Below are 21329 nucleotides of genomic sequence, written 5' to 3'. Positions count from 1 at the left end.
CAAAGAAAAAGAGGTTATCTGAAAGTATAGTATCAGATAACCTCTTAAAGGATTACTTCAGTGTTTTCTTTAAATTTTCTTCGAATTCTTTCGCTTTTTTTAATTGCTTTTTATTTACTTTGAGAATCCAAACGAAAGTCAACACACAAAAAACCATAAAAATAGAAAAAGAGATAAATGCTGGTATGTACTCTCTCTTATCCTCAGGAAAATACAAAAATAAATTCAATACAAAAAAATTCAAAGGGTTAATCACGGAAAAACTCCCTTTCATGAATATCGTCTTTTTATTATTTATTCATATTATACCAATTACAAATAGGTAAAACCAATAACAGTGATTGACAATTTCTTAACAAACCTAGGAAAACCGCAACCAGCTCGATAAGTAAAGGAAAAATTTCCATTTGATATTCCAGTAGAAGCTAGATTTTAGTTATCACTATTAAGCATCTACTCCTAAAAGGCTACCTTTGTTTCCTTTTGTTGCTATAGTAAAATGCCGCTTTTACACCTAGTTATAACTTCATTCATATATTGAGAAAAGTGCCAAATAAAAAAAGCTGTCAATTATGACAGCTTTCCTTATTATTTTAATACATTAATTTTTTCAATCACGACATCAAATTGCACTGGACGATCTTGCATATCCGTTTTTACTTCTGCAATCTTATCAACAACATCCATTCCCTCAACCACATGTCCGAATACAGTATGACGGAAATCTAAGTGAGGAGTACCACCTAAGTCTTCATATGCTTTTATCGCTTCTTCTGGGTAGCCTGCCTGCTCCATTTGTTTTAACATTCTTGGATCAACTGCTACACTTTGTACGATAAAAAATTGACTACCATTCGTATTTGGACCTGCGTTTGCCATTGATAAAGCACCACGGAAATTGAATAATTCTCTTGAAAATTCATCTTCAAAAGAACCACCATAGATACTTTGACCACCTGTACCATTACCTAATGGATCTCCACCTTGGATCATAAACCCATTAATAACACGGTGAAAAATTACTCCATCGTAATATCCATCTTGACTATGCTTAATGAAGTTTTCTACAGCCTTAGGTGCGTGCTCTGGAAACAACTTTATTTTAATATTTCCCATATTTGTCTGCATTTCGATAAGTCTTTCATTATCCATTACTTCTTTTGTTAATTGAGGATATGTCATTATCACTATCTCCTTTATGTATCTTTTAATACTTTCTCAACTACTTTACTAAATTCCTATAGGAGCGCGCAACTTTTTACCTGTCTTTATGATCTATCATTTTTCTTTTTTGATCTTGTACCTTATAATATATATAGATAGATAGTAGTAAATGGGAGGAATAAACGTGGAACTAGAACAAACGGTCACATTTTTCAACAAAACAGGAAAATACATTGGAGAAATAACTGCCATATATCCGGATCATTATGTTGTTCGAACTCTAGCTGTATTAAAACATCCAATGCAAGGAGATTTACACAACCCTAAGCAAGTTAATGTAGACTTTTTTCATGAGAGAAAAGCGTTGGCATTTCGTGAGCAAACGAATATACCATTAAAAATGGTTAAACCGTATGAGGGTGAAGTACCAGAATATAAATCCACTTTAAAAGAAGCAGTTGATAAAATGATTCAAGAACTTTCAACCAGTGATGATGATTTTTCTCAAAAAAGCCTTGATTGTTTGAAAAACATCCAACAAGAATATGGTTGGATGTATAATATTCAGTGGTAAAAAGGATGAACTAGGAGATGATGAAAATATCATCTCTTTTTTAATGCGCTAAAAGTAAATAAACTCCTGAATTTTAAACGTTTTCATTAGATAAAAGGGCAAACTTCTAAGTTGTATTTTTTTATAAAACTAATATAATATTTAGGAAAGCTAAATTTTAGTAAAACAAAATTATTTTTATATGATTGTAAATAGGAATTAGAAATTAATTTTTTTATGAATCTAGAATTAAAAATTTACAAAGAAGGTGTCTTTTATCAGTATTGAAAAGCGCAACTTAGTAATAATGTGGTTTTGTAATTTTTTAGTTGGAGCAAGTACAACAATGATCATGCCATTCCTTTCATTGTATATTGAATCATTTGGGCATTTTAATGATGAATACGTCCAAAGATGGGCAGGATTTGTATTTGGAGTGACCTTTTTGGTGGCTTTTTTCATTTCACCTGTTTGGGGAAGATTTGGAGATCGTTATGGGTTTAAACCGATCCTATTGATTACTGGATATGGGATTGCAGCAAGTATTTTTTTCATGGGAATGGTCCATCATGTCATTGGACTATTCATTTTAAGGATTATGATGGGGATTGTTACAGGATTTATTCCTACCTCCATTGCTTTAATATCTGCTCAAACACCAAAGGAAAGTGCAGGAAAGACTTTAGGTACCTTACAAATGGGAACCGTTTCGGGAACTTTATTTGGTCCGCTCATCGGCGGTGCAATGGCAGATACGTTTGGTTTTAAATATACATTCATAATTACTTCCATTTCAATTGCTATCGCAACAACAGGAGTATTATTTGGTATCGTAGAAAAGCGTAAACAAACATCTTCCGCACAAGAAAAAACATTTAGCAGAAAAGATGTGATTAAACGAATTTTTAATCACAGAATATTAATCACTGTAATGATTATTGCATTACTTATCCAAGTAGCTAATTTTAGTATCCAACCGTTACTTGCTCTTTATGTCAGTCAATTAAGCAGTGCTGGAAGTGTGGCCTTACTAGCCGGAATGGCATTTTCTGCAACAGGGTTTGGAAATTTATTAATGACTCGTCAATGGGGGAAACTAGGAGATCGTATCGGACACGAAAAAGTACTAATGTGTTTACTTTTACTTGCAGCTATATTTATTATTCCACAAGCTCTAGCCCAACAATTATGGCAGCTCGTTATTTTTAGATTCCTATTCGGTATGGCCATTGGTGGTATGCTCCCAAGTATTACGGCCTTTATTCGTAGAGAAGCACCTCTTGAAATGCAGGGTGAAGTTCTTGGATATAATCAGAGCTTTCGCTTTTTAGGAAATGTAGTGGGGCCTGTCTTAGGTGGAATAGTTTCAGGGTATAGCGGTATATCCTCCGTTTTTTATGTGACAAGTGCCTTATTTATCCTTGCATTTGGTATTCTTTTGTATAGTATTAAGCATGACCATCGTCAGTTTAAGGAAAGCTATTAATATATTTACAGAGGGGACACGATGTGCCCCCTCTTTTTTTTGTATTTCAACCATAACAATATTATTATGCAGTATAAAATGATGGTTATTATATATTTTATTTAAAGAAAAAAAGAGAGAAATATTCATTATTAAATGAATATACCTTATTTTTTTGGTACAACTGCCATTGTGCATCTAGACATACAAATGAGTTGCTCCTCTTCGTCTCTAATTTTAATGTCCCAAACTTGAGTACTTTTCCCCTGATGAACGACTTCTGCTGTTGCAGTAACTATCCCATCTCGTTTTGACCGAATATGATTTGCATTAATTTCAAGTCCAAAGCATATTTCTTTTTCTGAATCGATAATAGCCGCAGCACCTACACTTGCTACTGTCTCCGCAAGAGCAACAGAAGCTCCGCCATGTAAATAACCGAACGGCTGTCGCGTACGCTCATCAACGGGCATCGTAGCAATTACTTTCCCTTGACCAACTTCAAGAAATTCCATTCCGAGAGCTGCTATAAGTGTGTTTTTTAATTCCATATGAATCCCCCCTCACTTTTTCTAATATTCAAGATATAATCTTAGGAATCCTTCTTTTTAAAAGCTCTTTTCTCAAATATTGTTACTTATTTATGTGAATTTAACTAATAAATTTGATTGAGGAATGACGTCTTGCATATTACAGAGAAAAGAGCTACAAACTCAATAAGAACCACTGAAACATTTGTTAGGAGTAAAAGCCGGCAGTTGGGCTTTTACAGACACAACAGACTTTACGAAAACTGTCTTTAAAATTTATCATTAACAATGAAATTGTATTTCATATATATGTAGTTTACCGCATAATGTGGTTAAGAAAGACCATTATTTATAGTTGAAAGGATAGATTGCCGTGAATAAGGATCATCCTAATAATTATATACGTTCCCCAAACCCATACCTTCACTATCCTTATCCATATCATTACCCTTATCGCCAATACCAGCCCGTCACCCCACAAAGATTTATTGATTCAGCGAATAAAATGATACCAATATTAAAAGATGCAGAAAAGATTACAACTCATATATCGAAATCATTTGATTTTTCAAAGCGTTTAATGACACTAGCACAAGAATCCAAATTAAATGAAGTGAAAAATATGTTATATCAAATTGGATTATCAACAAAACCCGACGTTCGTTTCACACCTAGTGGGCTTGTGTTAAATTTCGCAAATAGCAAAGATGCCTCCAATTGCTGTTTGCTGCAACTAAAAATTCGCTGGGCTGAATAGAAGAGGGAGAACACTTCTCCCTCTATTTATTCATTAATATCCATATGGTCCCGGTCCATATCCTCCCCCATAAGGACCATACGGATAAGGGCCATATGGTGGTGGATACGGATATGGTCTCGGTCTAACTAGTGCGCTTCCCAATAGGCCTCCGACGAATCCTCCTAGTAGTGGAGCACCGAAAAGAAAAGGAAAGAACTGTCTTGATTGATTTGGTACAGGTACATGACGATAATAATACATTTAGGGTATACCTCCTTTATAAAAAGACACTCTTTATCTTTCTATGCAATAAGGAGGCGAATGGCCTAGGCAAATATAACAAAAACGAAGAAAAGAATCGATTCATTCGATTCTTTTTCTTTTTTTATTATTTTATTGGCTCAAATCTTTCGACTAATAAGGCTAATGTGCGAACCATTACACCTGTTGCACCAGCAGGACCAAGATCATGTTCTTTATTGGTATCAGCTGTTCCTGCGATATCTAAGTGTACCCACGGTGTCTCTTCAGCAAATTCTCCAATAAATGCTCCACCCATGATCGCGTGTCCCTCACTGCCTGGAGAATTGTTTAGGTCTGCAATTTTACTTCCACGAACACGCTTTTTATCATTTTCAGTTAATGGAAGACGCCAAATAAATTCACCAGATTCATGAGAAGCTTCAAGTACCTGTTCAAAGAAGGCTTCATGATTCGTAATAGCACCTGTTTTATCTAATCCTAATGCAGTAATTACTCCACCTGTAAGTGTTGCAACATCCACAATGTAATTTGCACCATGATGCTTTGCATATGTAACTGCATCTGCTAATGCTAAACGGCCCTCTGCATCCGTGTTTAATACTTCAATCGTTTTACCACTCATCGAAGTAATCACATCATCTGGCTTAAATGCTGAACCACTAATCATGTTGTCAGTTGATGGGATGACAGCTACTACATTCTGCTCAGGTCTTAACTCACCGATAACTTCCATCGCACCTAAAACTGCGGCTGCTCCCCCCATATCTGTCTTCATCCCAACGATCCCTGTTTTTGTTTTTAAGGAATAGCCACCAGTATCAAAAGTAATTCCTTTTCCAACTAAAGCGATTACATCCTCCCACTGTTCTTTACCTTGATATTTCAATACAATCATTTTAGGTGGCTCATTGGAACCTTGATTAACGGCTAGAAGTGCGCCCATACCCAATTTTTCCATTTCTTCTTTTTCAAGAATCTCTACCTCGAACTCATATTTCTTGCCAAGTTCCTCTGCATAATTTGCCAAATCAGTCGCTGTAAGCATATTCCCAGGTAAATTAACTAGTGTACGTGCCGAATTGGTAGCTTTTCCATATGCGTAACCAACCGTTACAGCAGCCTCTATTTCCCCTTGATCCGCTTCGCTTATTATTTTCACTTCTTCTATTCTTTTCTCTGGTTCATTCGATTTTTTCTTATATCCAATAAACTCATATGTAGAAAGAGCGAATGCCTCACTTAGAGCAGTAGCAACATCATCATATGAAATAGAATCAGTAAAAAATGTATCTAACGCAATTGAAATTGATTGAATCCCATTTGCATGGACCTTTTTAAAGGCCTTACCAAAAGCTTCTTTTAACACATCAAATGTTAATTCTTTTTCCTTTCCTAGTCCAATACATACTAAACGTTTTGCACCAATTTTTTTAAAGGTATGTACATAAGAGATTTTTTTTGATTTCGCAGAAATATCACCAGATTTAACAAGTTCAGTTAATTCATTTTCAAACTTCTCATCTAATTGAGCAAGTAATCCATTAAATTTCTCTGGTGTATCTTTCACTCCTATAAATAAACATTCTTGGCTTTCTTCAAATGGATTTACATTCATTATTTTAAACATTAACTCCACCTCCAATCCTAATTATAACGAAAAGAAGGAATGATTACATTATTCCGCCATAAAATAAAATTCAATTTAGAATTTCTTGAAATTAAATAATGCGCAGATAATATGATAATTTTTCTGCGCATCCATAGGATTTGTATTATTCATCCTTCGTTTTTATATATTGTTGACGAAATACTTGCATCGATTCATTTTCATTAAGTGCCGTTAAATCATTTTCGGATAGTTTACCATTTCCCATTTGAACGATGTAAACATTAACTGTTCTTTTTCCCCATTGCTCATACACATCTTTCACGGTTTCATAGTACAAATCTAATTTGTTTCCCTTGATCGCTGAACCAGTATCAGCGACCACTCCATAACCATATCCTGGTATAAATAAAATAGTTCCAATAGGGAAAACACTAGTATCTGCTGCAATGGTTGAATATAAATCCCTTTTTACCTTCACTCCCGAATATGTAATACCGTACTCTGGATCATTAGGATGCTTCCCCGTTGATTCAACACCAGCAGTATAGCCGGTAGCTATTACCTCTTTCGAAGGATAATTTGTCCAATTTATCGCTTCTTCTAAAGTAGGGGTGGATCCTTTAATTGATTCACTAGATGAGATTTGTGTTGTTGTTGCCTTTGATTTTTTTAATGATTTTAATGAAATACCTACTGATTTTAAACTTAAATTATGAAATCCCTTTTGCAATTCTGTCTTTTTTTGCTCACCAATATCTGATATAGAAACGTCATTTAAGTCTTCTGCTTTCACTCCTGATATCGATTGAAAAGTAGAAATTAAAGCCCCAATAAACAAAATCGTCATTAATAAGCGTTTTAATATTTTTTTCATGTTCATAGTATTTTCCACTCCTCCCAAATCTATTCCTTTCCCAATCTGATTTGAATTATTCACTCGGAATGAAAAAAACTTAAAATTCTGAAATAAATATATATAAAAAAAATAGAAAGGACGCCTGCTCCTTTCCATTTTCGATTAAATCCTTTTTTTATAAAATCAGCACATGATCAAAACATTCGGTACCCTTTTTTTCTTAATATTCTCATTACTATCCCCGCTACAATTGTCCCTAAAAAACCGCTGATTAAGATTATTATATCCGGTGTATGGAGCCTTGTAATTTTCTCTCCTAATAGATGGAATGAATGACCCGGGTTAGTAAAATAATCTAAAAACCGTACTTCATCAATAATTAATATAGCCACAATTGGATAAACAATTGCCATAATCCATGTCATCCGTAACAACATGTTTAAAATAAAACCGATTCCAAAGAAAAGAACAAAAAATAATAATATCGATATAATTAAGACTGGTAAAGCCATTTGCATAAAATCTGCACCTCCACTCACTCATTTACCTGTTCATCCTATCATTTATGTAAAAGGGCAATATACACCAAATTTAAGTGTACTCAATGTTTTTTTCTGAGTCAATAAATGTAATACGGCAATATTATGAACAAATAAAAAAAGGAAAGTTAAGGTATGTCATGAAACTAAAGCATTTTCTAATTAGCATAAAATGGTTGAGAAAAGAGTATTTCAAAGATTATTTTTGTATTTTTGTAAAAGCCCTACTGCCGGCTTTTACTCCTAATAAAGAGAGAATAGTTATTACAAAGTATGTAGCTCTTTTCTCATAAAAGAGCCTTATCAAAAAAAAAGAGAATCCATTTGGATTCCTGAGTAATGAATATTATTTATTTTTTCCAGTACCATCACAACGTGGGCATGTTTCTGATCCACCTAAAATGAGTTGAAAATACCCTTTACCTGAGCAATAAGTACATGTTGTTTTTTCTGTTGAAGTTACATTCATTTTACTCAATCCCCTTATTTTTTATTTTAATTTTCTGATAATATAACATCTTTTTATAAGTAGGTAAACAAGCAAAAGAATGCAAGAAAACGCATACAATAATCAATTAACTACTCTTATCTTTATTTTCCTCCAAATAACTGAATATTTCAAAAAGATAAAAAGGATGTCTAATCATATTAGACATCCTAAACTCCTAATTAAAGAAGCTTAAATTTCCCTTTTTTCATAACTAATGATGGCCCACCAACCATAAATAATGCACGGTTATCAATGACTTTTTTCATCACAGAAGCCTTTGTACCTTTTATCTTCTTACCAAATACAACCCCAATTGCATCATCCTCACCGAGCGAACAAACTGTTCCTTTGTCATCAAATACAAAATCTTCTAGAGGACTTTTGCCTTGAACAAGCTTCGCCACGTTACGTGCACAAACTTCACCATGTTGCATTGCAATCTGTGCAGTTGGTGGATATGGTCGATCAATCGCTTCATTAATGATAAGAGAACAATCACCAATAACAAAGATATCATCATATCCAGGAATGCGTAAATCATTGTTTACTTTCACACGTCCACGCATATTTTCAAAACCAGATTTTTCAATTATAGAGTTTCCACGTACACCAGCAGACCAAATAATGGTTCCTGCTTTCACTTCATGAGGCTCTTCACCCCTTTTACCAATTAGAACCCCTTCAGCATTTGCTTCTTGAACAGCAGTACCAATATGGAATTCAACTCCTTTACTTTCTAGTAAAGAAATTGCATAATTAACAAGGTCACGATCAAATTGTGGTAAAACCATTGGTGAAGCCTCAACACATGTGATTCTAACTTTTTTACGATCTATATCATATTCTTCACAAAGTTCCGGAATACGGTTTGTTAATTCACCAAGGAACTCGATACCTGTGAAACCTGCTCCACCTATTACAATAGATAAGCGCTTTTCATCCTTCTCTACTTCTGTATTGTAGGTTGCAAATTGATATTCAATATGTTCACGAATTTGTCTTGCAGCATTCACATTCGTGATTGCAAAAGCATATTTATCTAATCCTTTAATGCCAAATGTCTCAGAATCTGATCCTAGTGAGATAACTAAGTAATCATACTCTACTTCGCCATTCTCTAGGATAACCTTCTTTTCTTCAGGATTCACTTTTTCAATTGTTGCTTGAATAAACTCAACTTTACTTGGATTAATTACATTTTTGATTTCATAACGTACACGATCATGATGTAATGTGCCAGCAGATGCTTCATGAAGCCATGTCGTTTCATAATGATATTCATTTTTATTAATAAGAATAATTTCAGCTTCATTTACACTTAATAATTTTTGTAATCGAGTGACTGTCATTAAACCACCATATCCAGCACCTAATACTACTATTCTTGGCTTTCTCAACTTGTATCACTTCCATCTTTATTATTTTTGAGTGATGGTACCTATTATTTTCCCACCATAAATGCAAGCTTATGAAAAAAAGCTAAGGTAAATTTGTGATTTATTTCACTTAAGACTGCATAAAGAAATAAGCCTTCGTTAAATTATCTAAGTTAAAATAATCAATAACAAAACAAAAGCCTTCATAAAAATGTCATAAAAATTTAATATAATATCCACATCTAATAATATTCCTTTTACTATGTTTTTTCAATATGTATTTAGGAAAAACATAACTTAAGAAAATTCCGACAAATATTATTTATTTGCATATTTTTATGAATGTAAACATTAGATTCCATTTATTCGAATGTGATATGATGAATTATGAAATGATGATTTGAAATTGGAGGGAATTTTTTTGAACGAGGATCAAAAAATTTATGATATAACAATCATAGGAGGCGGACCAACAGGCTTATTCACTGCTTTCTATGGTGGAATGCGTCAGGCAAGTGTTAAGATTATTGAAAGCTTGCCACAACTAGGTGGGCAACTTGCTGCTTTATATCCAGAAAAGTACATATATGATGTAGCTGGTTTTCCTAAAATTAAAGCTCAAGATTTAGTTAATAACTTAAAAGAACAATTATCTATGTTTTCCCCTACCATTTGTCTTGACCAATCTGTAACAAATGTAGAAAAAGGAGAAAATGAGGTTTTCAAACTTACGACAGATAAAGAAATTCATTATTCTAAAACAATCATTATTACTGCTGGGGTCGGCGCTTTTCAACCACGTCGTTTAGAATTGGATAATGCAAAACAATATGAAGGAAAGAACTTACACTATTTTGTTGAAGATTTACAAAGCTTTAAAGGTCAAAAGGTTGCTATATTAGGTGGAGGAGATTCTGCCGTAGACTGGGCATTAATGCTTGAACCAATTGCTGAAAAAGTATCTCTTATTCACCGTAGAGATAAATTTCGCGCACATGAACATAGCGTAGAAACATTAAAGAATTCTAAAGTTGAGATCATTACCCCATTTGTACCTACTGAATTAATTGGGGATGAGCAACAAGCAAACCAATTAGTTTTAGAAGAAGTCCGTGGTGATAAAAAAGAAGTTATTGATTTCGATTCATTAATCGTTAATTATGGTTTCGTCTCTTCATTGGGTCCAATTAAGGATTGGGGAATTGAAATTGAAAAGAACTCTATTATAGTGAATTCAAAAATGGAAACGAATATTCCTGGTATTTATGCAGCTGGAGATATATGTACTTTTGAAGGTAAAATAAAATTAATTGCCACTGGTTTTGGCGAAGCACCTACTGCCGTTAGTAACGCAAAAGCATATATCGATCCAAAAGCAAGATTACAGCCAATGCATAGTACATCACTATTTCCATCTTAAATATTGGATAAGTCGAAATGTAAATGATTATAAAAAAGACCTGGATATTCTCCAGGTCTTTACTTATATTTATTAACAATTCTCCGGCGTTCCAGCAACCTTCGCTGTTCTAAATGATGAACCGCATCCACAGGAAGCAATCGCATTTGGATTATCGATGGTAAAGCCGCCACCCATAAGTGATTGTTTATAGTCAATTTTAGTTCCTTGAAGAATAGGAGCACTTTCTTTATCAACTAGTATAGTCAAATCATGCTGGACGTCTTCGATGTCATCATCCTTTTTCTCATGATCGAATCCCATTCCATAGGATAAGCCCGTACAGCCTCCACCATTTACAGAAACACGAAGAAAAGCACCTTCTTCTTCATTTTGCTTCATCATATCTTTAATTTGAAGTGCAGCAGCATCAGTAATTATTACTACCTCGCTCATCAATTTTCACCTCCAATTCAAAATTCTGCTTTTATCTACAATTACATCATATGAAGTTTACATTTAATTATATACCCTTGCGATGACACACTCAACTCATTCGCTTGTTATGATTAATTTTCATGTATTCCTATATTTATGCAAATCTTTATATTATAATAGGACATAGGGTTAGTGTCTTAATACCTATTAATTAAGGAAGGGGGCAATTAAGATGAACACTACTTTAACACCGTTTTACGATAAACAGGTCCAATGTCTACACTGTGAAGCTAAATTCCCATCAACAAAAATTCGTTCAAGCTTCGTAAAAGTAGATCGTTATGACAAGGACTTTTGTCCTAATTATCAGTCAGAAGAGTTAAATCCTCTATTCTATCATGTATTCGTATGCCCTCAATGTGGATTTTCGTTTACAGATGATTTTTCTAAATATTTCCCTCCTAAAACAAAGGAGGAAATTAAAAACAATGTTTCGGATCGATGGGTTCATCAAGACTATGGAAAACAAAGGACGGTTAGACAAGCGATTGATTCCTATAAATTAGCCGCCTATTGTGCTGAAATTAAGAAAGAAAAAAAAGTTACGATTGCTGGATTATATATGAGAATTGCTTGGCTCAATCGAAAAATGAAGAATAAAGAACAGGAACAGCGATTTATATCTTTCGCTCTGCATAATTATTTAGAGTGTTATTTAAATAGTGATTATCATAGTTCACAAATGTCAGAATTAAAGATAATGTACTTAATTGCTGCCTTATCACATCAAATTGGCGAAACTGAGCAAGCGGTCATGTACCTATCTAAAGTCATAGAAAAACAAAATACAACAACAGAACGAACTATTATCGAAATGGCCAAGGATCAGTGGCAAGAAATTAGAGGCGAAAAAAGTACTGCATAATTAATGGGCTTGCTTGCAAGTAAAGCGTGTTCAGCCCAATAAACCTAGGGGAAAATCTGCGCAAGAGCTAAACAGAGTAGGAAGAACTACCAAATTTCGGAAACAAGTATGAATTTTATACCTCTTGATAATCAAAGAGAGAGACCATGTCTCTCTCTTTTGATAAGCTCTTTCTTAAATTGATTGAAGAACGACAAACGCCTTAAAAAGAGCTAGTTTAAGCTTCAAATATGGCAGCTACGATACTCCAAAATGATAAGATTAAAAAAGAGATATACTAAAACATTGGATTTTCTTCCAAATATTTATATATATTCTCTACAAGTTCCTCAGGAGTTTCACCCTTTACATAATCTCCATTAACGAGGGCAAAAGGAGCTTCACCACAAATATCACAATAATCTAAACAGCTATATTCAACAATATCGAGATTTGGATCCTCTTCCAATATTTCAAGCGCTTTAAATGCTCCACTTGCAAGATTGCTTGCACAAAACTCAATAATAGGATTCAAAGATAGTCACCTCACTACCAAAGAATATCCTACCTTTTTTTATACAAACAGTCAATTTATGCGCCCTTTAAAATGATTCAACAGCTTTGTAACCATATTTCTCCAATTCTGTATATATCGTCTTTAATCGTGGATTCCCCTCACCAACAACCTGTCCTTCTAATGTAATAACAGGATAGAACATATCCTCTTCAACTACACGTTGAGCAAAGCTTTTTATCTCCTCTTCCTCTGGAGGATTAAAAATATCTACCAAGCGAATGTTCACTGGTTGATTAGGGAATTTACGAGCAACTGCTGCCCCTAACCATTCATACGTATCTTTCGAAGAAGGTAAATTTACACAGCTTGCACAAATGATTTCAGCCCCATATATGATCATTTCCACTTGTTTTTCCACAGGATTCTTCTCCCTTTTTTCTTTCATTGTACAACATTTCAAAGATAAAAAGGGAAAATTAGAACGATTTCTTTAATAGATTTTTTTTCGTTTACTGATTATAATAGGATTATGGAAAGGAGTCGATATTGAATGTCAGAACCAACGATCATTGAAAAAGTTCAAGAAGTATTAGATAAATTACGTCCGTTCCTACTTCGTGACGGTGGAGACTGTGAATTAGTAGATGTTGAAGATGGTATTGTGAAGCTTCGCCTACTAGGTGCATGTGGAACATGCCCAAGTTCAACGATCACATTAAAAGCAGGTATTGAACGTGCGTTGTTCGAAGAAGTTCCTGGTGTGGTAGAGGTTGAACAAGTATTTTAATTTTGATGTTTAATAAATGATAATGGTGGAGTCGATATATCGGCTCCACATTTTTTTTAGGCTCTTTTCCCTGAGAAAAGAGCTGCATATTTCATTAAAAACGCCTGGATCCGTTTTTAGGGTAAAAGCCAACAGTTGGGCTTTTATAACAAAAAAAGTCCCTTCTATAAGATTTTCTACATTCTATTGTAGCCAACCAAAATGTACTAAATAGGATTCTTTACTTATGATTCTCATCTATTTAACCACTCAACTCTAGGTAGATTTTGTCCTCTGCTTGGTATCTCTGCTATTTGGAAAAAGTCCCCAAGGAAACGTTCATAGTCTTCTGTATCTCTTAAAGTTTGTTTTAATTTTTCCTCTAAACTTATCTTGCGATGCTCTGAACCTGTTACAAAATATTCTTCAATGCATTCAAAATAATGTAAAGGGAATAATAATCGAGCATAAAGAAGTCTCCATGAGAATGATGAAAGTGGGCTTATGCTTTGATAGCTTCTTAGAAATTGTTGCAAATCCGGCAAGAAGGTACGCTTATTTCGAAAATACTGATCTCGAATCCATTCTGCCAGATCCCTTGTTGCATGATCATAAACCCAATCAAATGGATTTCGAATCCAATGGTTTTTCCCCCATGTATTTTTATTAAAACGTTCATGACAAATCGTTCCTGCATCAATTAATTGTGGGGTATCATCTAATTCTGTATCAACTAAGTATTGAATCGCATTTTCACATAACCCCATATAATATGGAAATGAGTCTATAAATAAATATTCAAATTCATGATCAGGATGGTTTTGCACATTTTGGTACCATACTTTTTCCATTTGATCCAATCGTTTCTCCCAAAATGACTTCCACTGTCCGATTCGTGATACATTTTGTAATTCAGTTCTTAATGATCTGCCTCGGTGGTGAAACTTTGCAAGTTTTCTTCCATGATTTATTTTTCTAGGTATTGAATGATATTTATTTTTCAATAAGCAAAAGTCTTCATCATTAACTGTAATTAAAAATTTACTATCCTTTGAAGAAACAAATCTTGAAACATATCTATCCCCTTGTGCGAATAGATGCTCTGACATTTCATACCATTCCACTAATTGTTCCTCTTGAATTGTAGTAACTGGAATTAATGTATATAGAGTGTTCTCATGCATATATCTAACATAGTTCCCTTCTAAGAAGGACTTTTCAGGAGTTATGTTGAAAAACTTCTTAAGGATATCAATAGACAATATAATCCGCTCCTTCCATCCACTCCTCTCTATGTATATGTTGAAATAGAAGCATTTAATAATGATTAAGGGAATAGTAAGAAATAAAAAATCACTTATATAAGGAATGACTATTAAATAGAAAAAGGTGATCAAGTATGAATAATAATCAAAAAATGACATTATCTGAGAAAACAGCAAGGGATTGGCTTAATCAACGCGGTGTCAAAATAGAGGATATTGCCGAACTTGTCATGTTTCTTCAGCAGAAATATCATCCCAATTTGCAATTAGAGGATTGTATCGAAAATATTAATCGAGTGCTGTCCAAACGGGAGGTTCAAAATGCCATTTTAACTGGAATCCAATTAGATATTTTAGCTGAAAAAAAGCTGCTTGAAGAGCCATTACAATCCATCATTGAGGTAGATGAAAGTTTGTATGGAGTTGATGAAATATTAGCATTTTCTATTGTGAATGTATATGGGTCCATTGGCTTCACAAATTACGGTTACATTGATAAACAAAAACCAGGTATTTTAAAGAAATTAAATGACCATACTTCTGGACAATGTCATACATTTCTAGATGATATTGTCGGTGCGATTGCTGCAGCTGCCTCCAGCCGATTAGCACATCGTGCAGTTGAAGAATAAATTTTTGAGATTCTCCTTTAAAGATTTCTTGACATTGAAGAAACATTAACGAAAGACTAAATCTATATTAAAAAAGAACCTGGAGCAAAAAGGTTCAATCTTTTTGCACAGGTTCCTCGTATAGAAAGGTTAACATTCCCATTCATTCAATGAATCGATTGAATAAGTTGGTTGCTTCTCCTTATTCAGCAAATCTTCCTTTGTCGTTACGCCTGTATGAACAAGAAGCGTATCCATTCCCGCTCGTATCCCTGCTAAAATATCGGTTTCATAAAAATCGCCAACCATAATTGTATCTTCCTTAGCAGTTCCTAAATATGCTAATGCCTGATTCATAATAATCGATTCAGGTTTCCCAATAAAAATGGGAGTAGTTTGTGTTGATACCGTAATGACTGAAGTAATTGATCCGTTACCAGGTAAGAACCCTCTTTCAGTAGGCAATGCAATATCTGCATTTGTGGAAATAAAGGTAGCACCCTTTCTAACAGCAAGGCATGCCAAGGATAATTTTTCATAATTAATTTCACGATCAATTCCTACTACTACAAAATCTGGATTTTGATCATCGAAAGAAAAGCCCTTATTTTTTAATGCGGTTAGTAAACCCGTTTCTCCAATGGCATAAACCGTTCCATTTTTATTCTGCCCATACATATATTCAGCAGTAGCCATGGATGTCGTGAAAACTTGATCATCTTCTGCAGGAATATCAAATTCACGAAGCTTTTTAGCCACTTCTTCTGGAGTACGCGATGAATTATTGGTTACGAATAAATAAGGAATTCCTTTATTTCGAAGTCGATGAATGAAATGACCTGCTGCCTCAATTTTTTCACTTCCACGATACATTGTACCATCAAGATCAATTAAATATCCTTTATATTGTTTCATATCTATGATGTCCTTTCCATCAAGTTTGGCTATATTTAATTTCTAAATGCAGAAACTGGTCCTAATTCACTTTCTATATATGTTCGTACACAAGGAACAAATCCTTCGATTGCCTTCATATGAATTGAAAAGTCCTGATACATCTGCTGATGTTGAATCGATGTATATTGTTGAACTAAGATCTTTCTCCAAGCAACAATTTTAATTAAACTTTTAGAAATTTGTTCCGTGATTACCTTTTCATCTTCGAGAATGTCTATAATATCTTCATAACTTCCTGGATCCCTCATGATAAAACCATCAATAATTGAATTTCCTACATCCAATATGGATTCAATTATTGTATGGGCAATTCTTTCTAAAGCTGCCTTTTCAACATCAGTTTCCCATATTTGTGTAGAATTTAATAGCTTGATTTTACTTTCCATATATTGAAGTGTTTCTTCAATTTTTTCTCGGTCTACAAAATACACGATTAAGACACCCTTCCATACCTACTTTTATCCTGTAATTGTCTCTACTATTTCATTTTAACACATTGTTCTATTTTTTCTTAGCATCTAATGTAGACGAGTTATTTACTTGAAATGATCACATAATAGAAATAAATATATAAAAGGGAGTGAGCGTTTTGGATGAAAAATTAGATCATATAGATAAAGAAGATATTCCTTATACCGACTTTTCTACAGTGGAAACAAGAAGAAATTTTATTACAGCTGAGGATCTACCTGATGGTCCCTATGGATCACCAAGAGGGGAAAATGAACCTGTACAAGGGAAATCGTCCCCGTGGAAAAAAGGACAGCGTCCATATAGTAACTTCAATTACGAATTTAAATCCTTTCACCAAGATTTACCTCGGGAATATCCTGGTGCACATCCTACCCATGATGATAACGATGTTAACCAAGAACCTCCTTATGATGAAAGCAACTAGCCCCTTAAAGGGGCTACCCTTCTATTTTCTTAGCTACAAAATAAGCACAACCAAAATTACAATATTCATACAAATATTCAGTTAGTGTACCAATTTTTGTATCAAATGCCGCCTTAGGATTTTGATCATCGAAAAAGCCTTTTAATCTTAATTGACCATATCCCCAATCACCTACAATATAATCATATCTTGCCAAAATTTCACTATATCGATTTCGAAAGGCTTCCTCATTAAACCCATTTCGGAAATCTTTTATCACTTCATAGGTTTGATTATTGATATTTATCATTTTTTCACCTCATTTAATGTCCCTATTCAAATTATAACTAATTCCCCATCAATTACTAAGAAAAAAAAAAAATTTCAGTGCAAGATAACAAATAGGAGGTGTTATTATTGCAAAAAGGATTGATTACCGCGACTATTTTAGGTGCAGCTCTTCTATCAGCCTGCGGAAATAACAATGATAATAAAGATGTTGCTGAAAATTCTGGAATTTATAAGCAAAATGGAAATACAATCAATAGACAAAATGAAGAAGATTTATATAACCCTGAAAAGGTAAATACGCCCAATGAACGTTCAAGTGAATTCGGTTATGTGAGACAAGTAAAAAGTCCTGTACCAAATAAAGCAGTGAATTTTAAACAGGACAATACGTTCGATCGAGAAAAGGTGGCAGACACCATAAGTAAAATAGCCATTACATTGCCAAAAGTACATGATGCCTCCTCACTTGTAACAGACGAAGAAGTGTTGATTGCTTATCGAACTGATGTAAAAGATAAAGAAGGAAGAAATGATATAGCTGATCAAGTGAAAAAAACTGCATTGTCTGTCGTACCTAGATGGTACCATGTTTATGTAACAGATGATCCTTCACTAAGACAAGATATTGAAAATATTGCTTACATGAACGGTGCCTCTGGCAATCATGAAAATGCGATTAATGGAGTCATAAAAAGAATGTTAAGCCGTTCACCCCAAGGCTCGAAACTAAATAATGGAGAAAATGAAAATGGTGAAACAATGACAGATGATAAAGAATACATGAATGATAACGATAAATATCGAAATCAATATAAAAAAGGTGGTTCATAAATCTTACTGCGTCGCTTTGGCGCAGTTTTTTTAGTCGATAAGGCCTTAACAAGCTTTAAAATATAATCATATGTTTTCTTTTGTATCACTACAAGAGCCTTGTTTCCAAAATTTATCCCTAATGATTTGTCCTATCCTACAAATACTAAACATGTTACTAAATCATCATACTTGCACTTATCGATATTTCTCATCAATTTATTAAGGAGGAGGCTCTAAAATTGCGTATTCTCATATGCACTTTATTTATCTTTTCTTTTCTATCTGTAAGCTGTCATGCGAATTCCAAAGCCACATCTGATGAAGAAAGCTATCAAAAAAGGATGGAATTATACCGAAGAGTAGAAATAACTACACAAATTCCTTGGTACTATATTGCGGCTGTTGATCATTACGAGAGAAGTATACGGACAGTTAGAAATGATTTACCGAGAGCAAAAGGCATTACCGGAATATATATTCCTCCAGAAGTCTGGTCAGGTTATTTAAATCCTAATAAAAATGATATGTCTCCCTTATCGATCCAATTATTTAATGGATTTGGCGTTGACGGAAATGGCGATGGAAAAGCAAATCGAGCAGACGATGCTGATGTTATCTTTTCATTTGCCGATTTTATATTAAATTATGGAGTAGATGAAGATCATTTTCGTTTAGCACTATGGGATTATTATAAGCGAGATAAAACAGTCAGTATTATTATGGCAAAAGCAAGACTTTATAAGCATTTTGGCAAATTAGATCTTAATCATAAAACCTTCCCACTGCCAAGGGGTTATAATTTTACTTACCATAATACTTGGGGTGATTCCAGAGGTTGGGGCGGTAGAAGGATACATGAAGGAACAGATATCTTTGCTGGCTATGGCGTACCAGTACGTTCAACAAGCTATGGAATTGTTGAAATGAAGGGATGGAATAAATATGGCGGTTGGCGGGTCGGTATACGTGATATAAATAACACTTATCACTATTATGCTCATTTAAATGGATTTTCTAAAGGTTTGAAAGTAGGGCAAATTGTTGAACCGGGTACCCTTATAGGTAGTGTAGGAAGTACAGGTTATGGACCTCCAGGGACATCAGGAAAATTCCCACCACATTTACATTACGGGATGTATAAAGACAATGGGCGAACAGAATGGTCATTTGATCCATACCCATATTTAAAACAATGGGAGCTTTTAGATAGAAAAAGAGCCTCAGCTAAATAATGCTGAGGCCATTCCTTTTTATATCCTTGCCCGCTGTTTTGATTTCTTGATTGCGTGAAGAATACTTGCACCCAATCCACCCCAAATAATAACAATTCCAATGATCATCATCGTTACAGCACCCGCACTCATAATTATGATACCTCCTTCTGGTTGGAAGAAGCTGGTAATTGCAATTGATCTTCCTTCCAACGTTTAATGCCCATTAGTGTAGCAACTACGATAACACCAATAGCAACCGTCCAGCCAAAATTAAAAATGAATTCGCGAGGATAATCACCATATTCTTTTAATAGGTTTTGACGTAAATTATCATACATCATATATCCAAGCACAATTGGTGTAATGATAGAAAGACAAATTCTCCACCATGCCCCTAATTTTATATCAGAAATGGCATCTGCATGATTTTGTAAAGGTTTTAATTGTTTAGCAAACCATGCGATAAATACAACCTCAAACAGCCCTGCTAGAGCAACACCGAATTGGTTGATAAAATAATCCACTGTATCTAAGAAATTCAGTCCACCTTGTGTAGCATATAAGAGCGAAATTATTGCTGCTAAGCCACCACCAATAGTTACAGACTTCGTTCTCGATACATGAAACTTTTCTTGTACACCAGCTACAAATGTTTCCACAATTGAAATTAATGAGGTTAAACCAGCTAATATTAATGATCCAAAAAATAGGACACCAAATAATCCATTTAATGCCGGTAATTCATTGATTATTTGAGGAAAGACTGAAAATGCCAGAATGACTCCACTACTAACTACTTTATCTACTGGTACACCTTGTTGAGCAGCCATAAATCCTAATGCAGCAAATACTCCAATTCCTGCTAGCAGCTCAAAGGAGGAATTAGCAAAACCTGTTATAAAAGCATTATTTGTTAAATCTGTCTTTTTAGGAAGGTAACTTGAATAAGTAATCATAATGGCGAATCCAATGGAAAGACTGAAGAAAATTTGCCCGTACGCTGCAACCCAAACTTTTCCATCTAGTATGGTATTCCAATTTGGTTGAAAGAAAGTATTTAATCCTTCAACAGCTCCATCTAGTGTTAATGCACGAATAACGATAATTAAAAATAATACCACAAGTGTAGGGATCATAATTTTATTTGCTTTTTCAATCCCTTTTTTAACGCCAGCAAACAATATACCTAAAACAACAATCCAAACTAAAATTAGTGGAATTAACACTCCAGGGACCATACTTCCCGCTTTTCCTGGATCTGCTACTTTTAAATATTCCCCTACTAAGAAACCCGTTGTATCATTTCCCCAGGATTGTTTAAAGGAAAAAACAGCATAAGACATAGCCCAAGCAACAATAACCGCATAATAGGTTGCGATAACAAACGATATACCTACTTGCCACCACCCAAGCCATTGACTCCCTTTATTAATTCGCGTAAATGATAACGGTGCTGATCCTTTATACTTATGACCAATTGTAAATTCAAGAATTAATAAAGGAATCCCTGCTGTTAATAATGCAAAGAGATATGGTAGGAAGAATGCTCCACCACCATTTTCATAGGCAACTGCAGGAAATCTCCAAATATTTCCTAGTCCAATCGCTGAACCTATAGCTGCCATAACGAAACCCGCTCTCGATCCCCACTGTGGACGATTATCCATTATGTACCCCCCTAATCACCTAATT

Annotated in this window: 27 protein-coding genes; 10 read left to right on the top strand and 17 right to left on the bottom strand. The window is 34.3% G+C overall.

What is annotated here, in order from left to right; translation table 11 throughout:
- Window positions 1-588: 588 nt before the first annotated feature.
- Window positions 589-1182 (bottom strand): peptidylprolyl isomerase, encoded by a 594-nt coding sequence (locus I5818_RS07345; RefSeq protein ID WP_058002762.1) that lies wholly within the window; start codon window positions 1180-1182, stop codon window positions 589-591.
- 151 nt (window positions 1183-1333) lie between these two features.
- Between I5818_RS07345 and kapB the strand changes: the two genes are divergently transcribed.
- The gene (gene kapB / locus I5818_RS07340; protein ID WP_078110304.1) at window positions 1334-1738 is read left to right on the top strand and encodes a kinase-associated lipoprotein KapB; all 405 of its coding nucleotides are present in this window, start codon (window positions 1334-1336) and stop codon (window positions 1736-1738) included.
- A gap of 256 nt (window positions 1739-1994) precedes the next feature.
- Window positions 1995-3203: an MFS transporter gene (locus I5818_RS07335; protein ID WP_071976500.1), complete on the top strand. Its 1209-nt coding sequence runs from the start codon at window positions 1995-1997 to the stop codon at window positions 3201-3203.
- Between the two features lie 146 nt (window positions 3204-3349).
- Here the strand turns inward: I5818_RS07335 and I5818_RS07330 are convergent, their stop codons facing one another.
- Window positions 3350-3733 (bottom strand): hotdog fold thioesterase, encoded by a 384-nt coding sequence (locus tag I5818_RS07330; RefSeq protein ID WP_058002764.1) that lies wholly within the window; start codon window positions 3731-3733, stop codon window positions 3350-3352.
- A 352-nt stretch (window positions 3734-4085) separates the two neighbouring features.
- Here I5818_RS07330 and I5818_RS07325 point away from each other — a divergent pair, with 352 nt between their 5' ends.
- Window positions 4086-4469, top strand: a complete 384-nt coding sequence (locus I5818_RS07325; protein ID WP_058002765.1) for a YuzC family spore coat inner layer protein — start codon at window positions 4086-4088, stop codon at window positions 4467-4469.
- 33 nt (window positions 4470-4502) lie between these two features.
- Here I5818_RS07325 and I5818_RS07320 read toward each other — a convergent pair whose 3' ends face one another.
- The 6 genes from I5818_RS07320 to I5818_RS07295 all read right to left on the bottom strand — a co-directional run bounded on the left by I5818_RS07320 (window position 4503) and on the right by I5818_RS07295 (window position 9606).
- Window positions 4503-4712: a hypothetical protein gene (locus tag I5818_RS07320; protein WP_058002766.1), complete on the bottom strand. Its 210-nt coding sequence runs from the start codon at window positions 4710-4712 to the stop codon at window positions 4503-4505.
- Window positions 4713-4839: 127 nt separating this feature from the next.
- Window positions 4840-6342: a leucyl aminopeptidase gene (locus I5818_RS07315; RefSeq protein WP_078111076.1), complete on the bottom strand. Its 1503-nt coding sequence runs from the start codon at window positions 6340-6342 to the stop codon at window positions 4840-4842.
- 145 nt (window positions 6343-6487) lie between these two features.
- On the bottom strand, window positions 6488-7198 hold the full coding sequence (locus I5818_RS07310) for a 3D domain-containing protein (RefSeq protein WP_390883560.1): 711 nt from the start codon (window positions 7196-7198) through the stop codon (window positions 6488-6490).
- A gap of 176 nt (window positions 7199-7374) precedes the next feature.
- Window positions 7375-7698, bottom strand: a complete 324-nt coding sequence (locus I5818_RS07305; RefSeq protein ID WP_058002769.1) for a YuiB family protein — start codon at window positions 7696-7698, stop codon at window positions 7375-7377.
- Window positions 7699-8065: 367 nt separating this feature from the next.
- Window positions 8066-8188 carry a YuiA family protein gene (locus I5818_RS07300; RefSeq protein WP_158022213.1) on the bottom strand — a complete coding sequence of 41 codons (123 nt, stop codon included), beginning with the start codon at window positions 8186-8188 and terminating at the stop codon, window positions 8066-8068.
- A 200-nt stretch (window positions 8189-8388) separates the two neighbouring features.
- Window positions 8389-9606, bottom strand: coding sequence for an NAD(P)/FAD-dependent oxidoreductase (locus I5818_RS07295; protein WP_058002770.1), 1218 nt, complete (start codon window positions 9604-9606; stop codon window positions 8389-8391).
- A gap of 400 nt (window positions 9607-10006) precedes the next feature.
- Between I5818_RS07295 and I5818_RS07290 the strand changes: the two genes are divergently transcribed.
- Window positions 10007-11005 carry an NAD(P)/FAD-dependent oxidoreductase gene (locus tag I5818_RS07290; protein WP_058002771.1) on the top strand — a complete coding sequence of 333 codons (999 nt, stop codon included), beginning with the start codon at window positions 10007-10009 and terminating at the stop codon, window positions 11003-11005.
- A 72-nt stretch (window positions 11006-11077) separates the two neighbouring features.
- Here I5818_RS07290 and I5818_RS07285 read toward each other — a convergent pair whose 3' ends face one another.
- Window positions 11078-11440 (bottom strand): HesB/IscA family protein, encoded by a 363-nt coding sequence (locus I5818_RS07285; protein WP_058002772.1) that lies wholly within the window; start codon window positions 11438-11440, stop codon window positions 11078-11080.
- 214 nt (window positions 11441-11654) lie between these two features.
- Between I5818_RS07285 and I5818_RS07280 the strand changes: the two genes are divergently transcribed.
- Entirely contained in the window at window positions 11655-12347 is a 693-nt protein-coding gene (locus I5818_RS07280) for a DUF2225 domain-containing protein (protein WP_058002773.1), read from the top strand.
- A 277-nt stretch (window positions 12348-12624) separates the two neighbouring features.
- Here I5818_RS07280 and I5818_RS07275 read toward each other — a convergent pair whose 3' ends face one another.
- Complete coding sequence (locus tag I5818_RS07275) at window positions 12625-12861, bottom strand: YuzB family protein (protein WP_058002774.1); 237 nt, start codon at window positions 12859-12861, stop codon at window positions 12625-12627.
- Between the two features lie 67 nt (window positions 12862-12928).
- The gene (locus I5818_RS07270; protein WP_236036470.1) at window positions 12929-13243 is read right to left on the bottom strand and encodes a YuzD family protein; all 315 of its coding nucleotides are present in this window, start codon (window positions 13241-13243) and stop codon (window positions 12929-12931) included.
- Window positions 13244-13393: 150 nt separating this feature from the next.
- On the opposite strand from I5818_RS07270, the gene I5818_RS07265 reads away from it, so the two are divergent.
- On the top strand, window positions 13394-13630 hold the full coding sequence (locus tag I5818_RS07265; RefSeq protein WP_058002776.1) for a NifU family protein: 237 nt from the start codon (window positions 13394-13396) through the stop codon (window positions 13628-13630).
- 233 nt (window positions 13631-13863) lie between these two features.
- Here the strand turns inward: I5818_RS07265 and yutH are convergent, their stop codons facing one another.
- On the bottom strand, window positions 13864-14871 hold the full coding sequence (gene yutH / locus I5818_RS07260; protein WP_071976456.1) for a spore coat putative kinase YutH: 1008 nt from the start codon (window positions 14869-14871) through the stop codon (window positions 13864-13866).
- Between the two features lie 137 nt (window positions 14872-15008).
- Here yutH and I5818_RS07255 point away from each other — a divergent pair, with 137 nt between their 5' ends.
- Complete coding sequence (locus tag I5818_RS07255) at window positions 15009-15506, top strand: phosphatidylglycerophosphatase A family protein (protein WP_058002778.1); 498 nt, start codon at window positions 15009-15011, stop codon at window positions 15504-15506.
- Window positions 15507-15635: 129 nt separating this feature from the next.
- Here the strand turns inward: I5818_RS07255 and I5818_RS07250 are convergent, their stop codons facing one another.
- On the bottom strand, window positions 15636-16400 hold the full coding sequence (locus tag I5818_RS07250) for a TIGR01457 family HAD-type hydrolase (protein ID WP_078110246.1): 765 nt from the start codon (window positions 16398-16400) through the stop codon (window positions 15636-15638).
- 35 nt (window positions 16401-16435) lie between these two features.
- Window positions 16436-16873 carry a DUF86 domain-containing protein gene (locus tag I5818_RS07245; protein ID WP_058002780.1) on the bottom strand — a complete coding sequence of 146 codons (438 nt, stop codon included), beginning with the start codon at window positions 16871-16873 and terminating at the stop codon, window positions 16436-16438.
- A gap of 158 nt (window positions 16874-17031) precedes the next feature.
- Between I5818_RS07245 and I5818_RS07240 the strand changes: the two genes are divergently transcribed.
- Window positions 17032-17340: a hypothetical protein gene (locus I5818_RS07240; RefSeq protein WP_058002781.1), complete on the top strand. Its 309-nt coding sequence runs from the start codon at window positions 17032-17034 to the stop codon at window positions 17338-17340.
- A gap of 13 nt (window positions 17341-17353) precedes the next feature.
- Here the strand turns inward: I5818_RS07240 and I5818_RS07235 are convergent, their stop codons facing one another.
- Window positions 17354-17629, bottom strand: coding sequence for a YutD family protein (locus tag I5818_RS07235; protein WP_058002782.1), 276 nt, complete (start codon window positions 17627-17629; stop codon window positions 17354-17356).
- A gap of 98 nt (window positions 17630-17727) precedes the next feature.
- Here I5818_RS07235 and I5818_RS07230 point away from each other — a divergent pair, with 98 nt between their 5' ends.
- Window positions 17728-18441, top strand: coding sequence for a YhcN/YlaJ family sporulation lipoprotein (locus tag I5818_RS07230; protein WP_139254910.1), 714 nt, complete (start codon window positions 17728-17730; stop codon window positions 18439-18441).
- Between the two features lie 221 nt (window positions 18442-18662).
- Entirely contained in the window at window positions 18663-19655 is a 993-nt protein-coding gene (locus tag I5818_RS07225) for a M23 family metallopeptidase (protein WP_390883561.1), read from the top strand.
- An 18-nt stretch (window positions 19656-19673) separates the two neighbouring features.
- Here I5818_RS07225 and I5818_RS07220 read toward each other — a convergent pair whose 3' ends face one another.
- Both I5818_RS07220 and I5818_RS07215 read right to left on the bottom strand, forming a co-directional pair.
- Window positions 19674-19787, bottom strand: coding sequence for a methionine/alanine import family NSS transporter small subunit (locus I5818_RS07220; protein WP_071976460.1), 114 nt, complete (start codon window positions 19785-19787; stop codon window positions 19674-19676).
- 2 nt (window positions 19788-19789) lie between these two features.
- Window positions 19790-21304 carry a sodium-dependent transporter gene (locus tag I5818_RS07215; protein WP_078110247.1) on the bottom strand — a complete coding sequence of 505 codons (1515 nt, stop codon included), beginning with the start codon at window positions 21302-21304 and terminating at the stop codon, window positions 19790-19792.
- Window positions 21305-21329 lie beyond the last annotated feature (25 nt).

The sequence above is a fragment of the Heyndrickxia oleronia genome, from assembly GCF_017809215.1.
GTDB classification, from domain to species: domain Bacteria; phylum Bacillota; class Bacilli; order Bacillales; family Bacillaceae_C; genus Heyndrickxia; species Heyndrickxia oleronia.
The sequence above is the reverse complement of the archived record's forward strand: the minus strand, read 5'-3'. Positions and strand labels throughout refer to the sequence as shown.

Bases quoted from the DNA above. Each gene is read 5' to 3' on its own strand.
- I5818_RS07345 (WP_058002762.1), bottom strand. From the start codon at position 1,182: ATGACATATCCTCAATTAACAAAAGAAGTAATGGATAATGAAAGACTT.
- kapB (WP_078110304.1), top strand. From the start codon at position 1,334: ATGGGAGGAATAAACGTGGAACTAGAACAAACGGTCACATTTTTCAAC.
- I5818_RS07330 (WP_058002764.1), bottom strand. From the start codon at position 3,733: ATGGAATTAAAAAACACACTTATAGCAGCTCTCGGAATGGAATTTCTT.
- I5818_RS07320 (WP_058002766.1), bottom strand. From the start codon at position 4,712: ATGTATTATTATCGTCATGTACCTGTACCAAATCAATCAAGACAGTTC.
- I5818_RS07315 (WP_078111076.1), bottom strand. From the start codon at position 6,342: ATGTTTAAAATAATGAATGTAAATCCATTTGAAGAAAGCCAAGAATGT.
- I5818_RS07310 (WP_390883560.1), bottom strand. From the start codon at position 7,198: ATGAAAAAAATATTAAAACGCTTATTAATGACGATTTTGTTTATTGGG.
- I5818_RS07305 (WP_058002769.1), bottom strand. From the start codon at position 7,698: ATGCAAATGGCTTTACCAGTCTTAATTATATCGATATTATTATTTTTT.
- I5818_RS07300 (WP_158022213.1), bottom strand. From the start codon at position 8,188: ATGAATGTAACTTCAACAGAAAAAACAACATGTACTTATTGCTCAGGT.
- I5818_RS07285 (WP_058002772.1), bottom strand. From the start codon at position 11,440: ATGAGCGAGGTAGTAATAATTACTGATGCTGCTGCACTTCAAATTAAA.
- I5818_RS07280 (WP_058002773.1), top strand. From the start codon at position 11,655: ATGAACACTACTTTAACACCGTTTTACGATAAACAGGTCCAATGTCTA.
- I5818_RS07270 (WP_236036470.1), bottom strand. From the start codon at position 13,243: ATGATCATATATGGGGCTGAAATCATTTGTGCAAGCTGTGTAAATTTA.
- I5818_RS07265 (WP_058002776.1), top strand. From the start codon at position 13,394: ATGTCAGAACCAACGATCATTGAAAAAGTTCAAGAAGTATTAGATAAA.
- I5818_RS07255 (WP_058002778.1), top strand. From the start codon at position 15,009: ATGAATAATAATCAAAAAATGACATTATCTGAGAAAACAGCAAGGGAT.
- I5818_RS07250 (WP_078110246.1), bottom strand. From the start codon at position 16,400: ATGAAACAATATAAAGGATATTTAATTGATCTTGATGGTACAATGTAT.
- I5818_RS07235 (WP_058002782.1), bottom strand. From the start codon at position 17,629: ATGATAAATATCAATAATCAAACCTATGAAGTGATAAAAGATTTCCGA.
- I5818_RS07220 (WP_071976460.1), bottom strand. From the start codon at position 19,787: ATGAGTGCGGGTGCTGTAACGATGATGATCATTGGAATTGTTATTATT.
- I5818_RS07215 (WP_078110247.1), bottom strand. From the start codon at position 21,304: ATGGATAATCGTCCACAGTGGGGATCGAGAGCGGGTTTCGTTATGGCA.